The following is a 7,859-nucleotide window of genomic DNA, read 5'->3' as shown; positions in this document are numbered from 1 at the left end:
AATTCACTATGCCACTTCAAACTACCTTGTTGGTATTGAACCAGACCACTGCTTCTTTAAATTAAACCTCTTAACCTCTTAACCTCTTAACCTCTTAACCTCTTAAATCTTTAATCACACCGCTTAAGTTTTGAAGCGAGTTTGGGATTGCTGAGATTGAGCAATCAGAGAGCGAAAATCTTTTGGTGTCTTTCCATGATAGGTTTTAAAGGCGGTGCTGAAGTGTGCTGCACTCTTAAAGCCAGACTCATAAGCGATCTGCGTGATCGATTTAGCGGAGGTTCTGAGCTGGGTGGCGGCATGCGCAATACGTTTGATTTTCAAAAGGTTTGAAAAAGAAAGGTCTTCAGCGGATAGACGTCGCTTCAGTGTTGCGGGAGACATGCCCATGTAACTGGCTAACGTGTCTAACGATATATTGTTTTCGATGTTCTGTTCTATGTAATGGATAACTTTCTGCGTAACGGTAAGCCTTGAAGCTCGAGCAATGATCACGAGTAGAGCAGGGTGCTTTTCAACCATCAAAGAAAGCAGAGCTAAGCCTAGCTGGGTGAGTGCGTAGTCATTTTTAGGAGAAGAATCCGCGAGAGACATCGTCAGCTCTTTCAGCTCACGAATTTGGATGTCAGCTCGGTCGAACTTGATGTATTCCTGTGGAACGCGTAACGATTCAAGATCACCGGACTGGTTGATGAATTTTTGGAAGATCGATAAATCGAAGTCTAAACACGTTGCGCTGAATTCACCATTTTCAGTATTAACGTCGATGTCTTTAATTTGGCCGGAGTTGTATAGCGTGAAATCGCCGGCTTGAAGGGAAGCTTCGGTACCATTAGGCAGAGTGAAAGAGATACTGCCTTTCGAAACGATGAAAATACCGTTTTTAGAGGCGGGGTAACGTTCCCGTTTCCTGGGAATAAAGTTTCTAAATTGAGTAACTGTTATCGATGACATAGTGCGCTTCTTTGACGTTGTAAACGAGTTGCTTATTGGTTTTAGTATTGTTTAAGCATGAGACATTTACAAAAAAGGCGCTAATAATTAGCGCCTTTAGAAGTGAACCCTATCAGATATTAGGCTTCGGTTTCATTTGTTGTTTCAGGCTCGCTAGGCAAGTCCGCAAAAACTTGTGTAGGTTTTGCTACCAAGTTACGGTTTTCCTGATTAACTTCTGAGAGAACTACTTCTAAAACGTCTCCCAGTTTGTATACCATTTCTTTATCGATAGATACAGTGCCCATATCACCGTTGCACTCTATTCTTTCTTTATTATTAAGAATGAGAGAGCCAGGGATAAACGCTGCTGCACCATTATCAAGTAAGCGCACGCGCATACCAGCACGGTTAATGTCGAAGATCTCTGCTTGGAAGCGAGTTTCTTCAGCTGGAGCATTCGCTAGAGTACGAGCATATAACCAATCGCCAACGTTACGTTCAGCCATACCGTGGTGACGGCGGTGCAGGGCAAGTTCATCACCGATTGTTTCGTCTGGTGTTTGAATTGGCGCTTTACCAAGGATGTGAGCCTTAAGCATACGATGGTTAATCATGTCGCCGTATTTACGAATTGGAGAAGTCCACGTCGCATAAATGTCTAATCCCATCGCGTAGTGTGGTGCAGGTTCATTGCTGATCTCGCTGTACGCTTGGAATTTAGGAATACGGTTGTCGTAGTAGCTGTTGTCTAAAGAACCTAACCAACGACGCAGAGTAGCAAAACCTTCCAGAGAGACTATCTGCTCTTCTGTAAACGGTGTTTCTGCTTCTGGGTTAACCAACTCCAGGACATCTGCTAACTTCTCAGCTTTAAAACCAGAGTGACAGTTAAAGACACCTTGGTTAAAGCTTTCTTTTAGTACTCGACCTGCACAGATGTTCGCGCTGATCATAGATTCTTCAACCAACTTGTTCGCACTGCGACGCATGTCTGCGTGGATAGCGACAACATCGTTATCTTCGCTAAGCTCGAAGCGGTAGTCAGGGCGGTCTGGGAACACAACCGCATTCGCTGAGCGCCACGCTGAACGTGCTTGAGCAAATTGGTGAAGGTCAGAAACAATCGCAGCGATTTCTTCTGATGGTTGCCACTTCTCTGATGCGCCAGTTTCTAGCCAGTCAGATACATTGTCGTAAGCAAGACGAGCATGAGATTTGATGTTTGCAGCGAAGAAGTTAATGTCATCACCGATTACGCCATCTTTAGATACTGTTACCGTGCAGCAAAGTGCCGGGCGAACTTCGTTCTCTATTAGTGAGCATAAGTTGTCAGCCAGATCACGGGGCAACATTGGAATGTTACGACCTGGAAGGTAAATTGTGAAACCACGTTCACGAGCCACTTTATCCATCACATCATCTGGAGATATGTAAGCCGTAGGATCAGCAATCGCAATCGTCAGTTCAAAATCACCGTTGTCTTTCTTCTTCGCGTAAAGCGCATCATCCATATCTTTTGTGCTTTCACCATCAATGGTCACAAAAGGGATGTGCGTCATGTCTACACGCTCAAGATCAGCGTCATCGTTGATCTTCCAATCATCGATACCTTGTGGCTCGCTGTTTGGTAAGTCGTTTTGAGCCAGCGTTACCCACCAAGGTGCAATTTTGTCGTCAGCATCTGTAATTTTCTCAGAGATTTGAGCCAAGAATCCGTTGTCACCTTTTAACGGGTGTTGAACGATATGAGCAACAACCCAGTCGCCTTCTTTTAGCGTTTCAGGATTTAGACCCTTCTTAGCTTTCGCTTTAAGTTGCAGTTTTTTCAGTTGCGGGTGATCAGGAACTACGTTCAAACGACCTTTAAATAACTTCACTCGAGCAATAAAACGAGTAAGGCCCTGTTCAATCAATTCCTCAGGCTCTGCTACTTCGCGATCTTTCTCGGTGCGAATGATGGCAATAACTTTGTCACCGTGTACACATTTCTTCATGTATGGCGGTGGGATAAAGAAACTGGTCTTGTTATCGACTTCGAGAAAACCAAACCCTTTTTCAGTGGCTTTGATTGTACCTTCCTTTTTAGGGAGGGTTTCTTGGATTTGCTGTTTGAGTTGAGCGAGTAGAGGATTATCTTGAAACATTTGACTTTTATCTATCGAGGACAATTGAGCACACTATAATCATTGCGAGGCTTGATTACTACTGAAAGGCGAAGTGAGCGTAAATTAATTGCCCTCTTATTTAACTAGGTCAATTTGCTCGAAGTTTGGTGCTATGACGAGATATTCATCAAGTTTTGACGATATGATAGCCAGTATTGATGTAAAACCGAAAAATATGTGATGTATTTCAATTTTTTCTGGCTTTTTTTATGCATTTAGGGAATAATCCGCCTCCCTTAGACGTCCCTAATGGCTTGAAGTGTTTTATTACTGCTTCGTAACTCTGAATGGAATCAGTATCTGATTGGATCAGTATTGGAATTGATAGAGCTCCCGGGACCTTTTGTTTACTTATATATAGTGGGATCCCAATGTCCGAATCTGTAATTCAATTTAATGAATTAGCCCTTAACGATAACATTCTTTCAGCTCTTGATAGCATGGGTTTCGTTTCTCCGACTCCAATCCAAGCAGCAGCTATTCCTCTTCTTCTTGAAGGCCGTGACGCACTAGGTAAAGCACAGACTGGTACTGGTAAAACAGCAGCATTCTCTCTGCCTTTACTTAACAAAATCAACCTGAACCAACACAAACCACAAGCAATCATCATGGCTCCTACTCGTGAGCTAGCGATTCAAGTTGCTGCGGAAATCAAAAACTTAGGTCGTGACATCAACGGTCTTAAAGTTCTTGAAATCTACGGTGGTGCTTCAATTGTTGACCAAATGCGTGCTCTAAGCCGCGGTGCTCACATTGTTGTTGGTACTCCAGGTCGTGTTAAAGACTTACTAACTCGTGACCGTCTACACCTAGATGAAGCACATACATTTGTTCTTGATGAAGCAGATGAAATGCTGAAAATGGGCTTTGTAGATGACGTTACTTGGATCCTAGAGCAAGCTCCAGAAACTGCACAGCGTGTACTTTTCTCTGCAACTATGCCTCCAATGGTTAAGACTATTGTTGACCGTTACCTACGTAACCCGGCTAGAGTTGATGTTGCTGGTACTAACCACACAGTTGACAAAGTAGCGCAGAATTACTGGGTTGTTAAAGGTGTAGAGAAAGACGAAGCAATGTCTCGTCTTCTTGAAACTGAAGAAACTGACGCGTCAATCGTATTCGTACGTACTCGTCAAGATACTGAGCGTCTAGCTGACTGGCTATCTGCACGTGGCTTCAAAGCTGCTGCACTGCACGGTGATATTCCTCAGTCTCTACGTGAGCGCACTGTTGATCACATCAAACAAGGTGTTATCGACATCCTAGTTGCAACTGACGTTGTAGCTCGTGGTCTTGATGTTCCACGTATCACTCACGTATTCAACTACGACATCCCATTCGATGTTGAATCTTACATCCACCGTATCGGTCGTACTGGCCGTGCTGGACGTAAAGGTAAAGCGATCCTACTAGTTCGCACTAACCAAATTCGTATGCTTCGTACTATCGAGCGTGTAACTAAGTCTCAAATGGAAGAAATCCAACTTCCACAACGTGACGAAGTTGCTGCTGCACGTGTTGCTAAGCTTGGCGCTGAGCTTGAAACTGAGAAAGAAAGCAAAGCTCTAGAAAACTTTGCAGGTCTTATCTCTACTCTGCAAGAGTCTCTAGAAGTTGATGCTGCTACTCTAGCTGCAATGCTTCTTAAGCGTCAGCAAGGTAAGAGCCCACTATTCTACGTTGGCGAAGACCCAATGATCGCTGCTATTGAGCGTGATAAGAACCGTCGCAAAGAGCGTCGTGAAGATCGTGACAATGGCCGTGACGGTGGTGGTCGTAACTTCAATACTCAAGATTGGGATACGTACCAACTGCAAGTTGGCCGTGAGCAAGGCGTTCAGGTTAAAGACATCGTTGGCGCACTAGCAAACGAACTAGGCCTAACTAAAGGTTCTATCGGTGCTATCAAGCTAGACCAAGGTTCTACTTACGTTCAACTGCCAAAAGCAATGAACTCTGAAACTGCTGGTAAGCTAAGCAAACTTCGCATTCGTCAAAAAGAAGCTGGCGCTGTAGTTGTTGATTTCAACGACTTCCGTGAGCCTCGTCGTGGCGGCGGCGGTCGTGATGGCAACCGTGGCGGTCGTGATGGCGGCGGCTACCGTGGTAACCGTGAAGGCGGTAATCGCGAAGGTGGTAACCGTGAAGGTGGCAATGGCGGTCGTGGTGGCTACCGTGGCAACCGTGACGGCGCACGTGATGGTAACTCTGCTGGTGGGCGTGATGGCGAACGTCGCTTTGACCGTAACCGTGGTGGCGATCACCGTGGTAACCACCGTGGCGAACGTGGCCATGGCAACGCAGCAGGCAATGGCGGCAACCGCGGTCGTCGTCCAGAGCGCAGCGAAGGTTAATCAGCCTTTAGTTTAAGCTGAAGCTTACAAGCCAAGTGTTTATAAACGAACAGCTTAAACACTGAATTTAAAAGCCGAGCATTATGCTCGGCTTTTTTGTGCCTGCTATTTTATTTTTCGCGTTTGTAGCACGTCCTAAGCCCAAGGTTAGATAATGCCTCGTATCACAAGGCAACCACAGTCACATGTGCTTAAAGCGTTGTTTAGGGTGTTTCGTCAGGGGATATGGGAACCGATCGCTGTCTAGCTAAAGAAATGCAGAGCTATAATGAAAATGAAAACAGACTTTGAAGTAAAAACTGCTCAACCGTTCGATCCGAATAAGTGAGCTCTTGAAATGCTGAGATGAAGTTAAACGCTTGAAAATCTATTAGCGGATATTGGCAACCAACAGATCTATATTTAAGTGTCGCGCTGAATTTTTGAACTCGCAGCGTAGGGCAAGAGCTTGTTTTTGACTTTATCGGCTTAATCCATGAACTGAGCTCTTGGTTAATCTTTCAATTCCAGCTGACTTTGTTCTCAATGTAGTTTAGTTAAACCTATCAGCCTCATAAGTACATTTGCTTCATCTAATTCAACTATTTTTTAATTTTCGTTCTCGAAAGAAATGAATTGATGACTAAGATCAACTTAATTGTGTTCATTTGGTGGTTTTTGCAAAACAAAAGTTGAAAGATTCAAAAATTATTGAATAATAGACTTAACTAAAATTGAAGCGCAAACTTCACTAAATTCGTACTGAAACAGGATCCATATCCAATGTCTAATTCGTTTGTTCTGGTTATTAACTCGGGTAGTTCTTCCCTTAAATTTGCTGTCATCGATTCTGTTTCTGGTGACGCAGTATTAAGTGGCTTAGGGGAGTGTTTTGGTCTTGAGGATGCTCGCATGAGCTGGAAGCATCAAGGTCAAAAAACAGAAATTGCTATTCAAGGTGAGGGTAACCACCACAAAATTGCCATTGGCAAATTGGTTGGCCTGATGGAAGACTTAGGCTTCACGGCTGATATCGTGGCTATCGGTCACCGTATCGTTCACGGTGGTGAGAAGTTCACTCAAACTGTTCGTATTACTGAAGAAGTAACAAGTGAGATTGAAAGCCTATCTGACTTAGCTCCACTTCATAACCCAGCAGGTGCTATCGGTATCCGTGCTGCAATTGAAGCTTTCCCTTCTCTACCTCAGTTCGCTGTGTTTGATACTGCTTTCCACCAAACAATGCCACAACGTGCATTTACAGGTGCAATCGCAAAAGAGCTATACACAGACTTCGGTGTTCGTCGCTACGGTTTCCACGGTACTAGCCACTACTTCGTTAGCCGTGAAGCAGCAAAAATGGTCAACAAGCCAGTTGAAGAATCTAGCTTCATCTCTGTTCACCTAGGTAACGGCGCTTCTGTATGTGCTATCAAAGACGGTAATAGTGTTGATACTTCAATGGGCTTCACACCGCTTTCTGGCCTAATGATGGGCACACGTTGTGGTGACTTAGACCCAGGCATCATCGAGTACCTACTTAAGAAAGGTTGGTCACAAGAGCAAGTCTTCAACTCTCTTAACAAGGAGTCTGGCTTCCTAGGTGTGTCTGGTCTTACGAGCGATGCTCGTGGCATTTTAGAAGCAATGGAAGAGGGCCATGAAGGCGCTAAGCTTGCATTTGAAGTGTTTACTTACCGCGTAGCGAAATACGTAGCTTCTTACCTTGCAACGCTAGACTCTTTAGACGGCATCATCTTCACTGGTGGTATCGGTGAGAACTCTCTACCAATTCGTCGTGAGATCCTAAACAACCTTAAGATTCTTGGTTTTGTTGAAGATGTTGCGGGCAATGAAGCAGCTCGTTTTGGCGCTGAAGGCATCATCGCGAAGTCTGAAATGCTTGACGCAGTAGCAATGGTTATTCCAACGAATGAAGAATTCGTTATTGCTCAACAGTCGGTAGAACTTCTGTAATCTAAGCAACTGCTTAAGAAACAATTGAAAAGCGAGCCCAAGTGGCTCGCTTTTTTGTGGTCTAGTAAAGATGCGTCTGAACGCTTTAACAGGGGCATAGCCCACCTGGCCATCGTCAAACGCTTTTAGAACAGAGTTTCAAGTTCAAACCTCTTGGTGATCCTGAAGAGTTAAAGTTATTTGGCCTCTGAGCGGTAGTTTGGATCTGTCCAGCATCGAGGTAACTCTTCACCTGACATAAACACCAATTCGGACTTTTTAAACATCTCAGGGTCTTGCTGTTCTTCACCTGCTTGGAACCGACCTTCGATACTGTCTTGAAATAGGTTGGTCAATTTGGTCATTTCAGTAACATCTACGAGGTCACCGCTCTTTTTCTCTTTTAGAAACATTTTATGTACCCTTAATCTAATCGATTACCCCTAAGGCTCTTCTCCGCTTAGAT

Annotated in this window: 5 protein-coding genes; 2 read left to right on the top strand and 3 right to left on the bottom strand. The window is 44.3% G+C overall.

Going from position 1 to position 7,859, the window contains the following annotated elements; all coding sequences use genetic code 11:
- Positions 1-123 precede the first annotated feature (123 nt).
- Positions 124-954, bottom strand: a complete 831-nt coding sequence (locus BCT49_RS22690; RefSeq protein ID WP_102438392.1) for a helix-turn-helix domain-containing protein — start codon at positions 952-954, stop codon at positions 124-126.
- Positions 955-1,073: 119 nt separating this feature from the next.
- The gene (gene rnb / locus BCT49_RS22685) at positions 1,074-3,080 is read right to left on the bottom strand and encodes an exoribonuclease II (RefSeq protein ID WP_102438390.1); all 2,007 of its coding nucleotides are present in this window, start codon (positions 3,078-3,080) and stop codon (positions 1,074-1,076) included.
- A gap of 308 nt (positions 3,081-3,388) precedes the next feature.
- On the opposite strand from rnb, the gene BCT49_RS22680 reads away from it, so the two are divergent.
- Both BCT49_RS22680 and BCT49_RS22675 read left to right on the top strand, forming a co-directional pair.
- A complete protein-coding gene (locus tag BCT49_RS22680; protein WP_102438388.1) occupies positions 3,389-5,458 on the top strand; it encodes a DEAD/DEAH box helicase in 2,070 nt (689 codons plus the stop codon).
- 762 nt (positions 5,459-6,220) lie between these two features.
- The gene (locus tag BCT49_RS22675) at positions 6,221-7,414 is read left to right on the top strand and encodes an acetate/propionate family kinase (protein WP_017081950.1); all 1,194 of its coding nucleotides are present in this window, start codon (positions 6,221-6,223) and stop codon (positions 7,412-7,414) included.
- Between the two features lie 176 nt (positions 7,415-7,590).
- Here the strand turns inward: BCT49_RS22675 and BCT49_RS22670 are convergent, their stop codons facing one another.
- The gene (locus BCT49_RS22670) at positions 7,591-7,806 is read right to left on the bottom strand and encodes a hypothetical protein (RefSeq protein ID WP_017109081.1); all 216 of its coding nucleotides are present in this window, start codon (positions 7,804-7,806) and stop codon (positions 7,591-7,593) included.
- Positions 7,807-7,859: the final 53 nt, after the last annotated feature.

Source organism: Vibrio lentus, assembly GCF_002875945.1.
GTDB classification, from domain to species: Bacteria; Pseudomonadota; Gammaproteobacteria; order Enterobacterales; family Vibrionaceae; genus Vibrio; species Vibrio apostichopi.
This window is presented reverse-complemented; position numbering and strand designations above follow the sequence as displayed.

Coding starts and splice junctions, on each gene's coding strand:
- BCT49_RS22670 (WP_017109081.1), bottom strand. CDS start 7,806: ATGTTTCTAAAAGAGAAAAAGAGCGGTGACCTCGTAGATGTTACTGAA.
- BCT49_RS22675 (WP_017081950.1), top strand. CDS start 6,221: ATGTCTAATTCGTTTGTTCTGGTTATTAACTCGGGTAGTTCTTCCCTT.
- rnb (WP_102438390.1), bottom strand. CDS start 3,080: ATGTTTCAAGATAATCCTCTACTCGCTCAACTCAAACAGCAAATCCAA.
- BCT49_RS22690 (WP_102438392.1), bottom strand. CDS start 954: ATGTCATCGATAACAGTTACTCAATTTAGAAACTTTATTCCCAGGAAA.
- BCT49_RS22680 (WP_102438388.1), top strand. CDS start 3,389: ATGGAATCAGTATCTGATTGGATCAGTATTGGAATTGATAGAGCTCCC.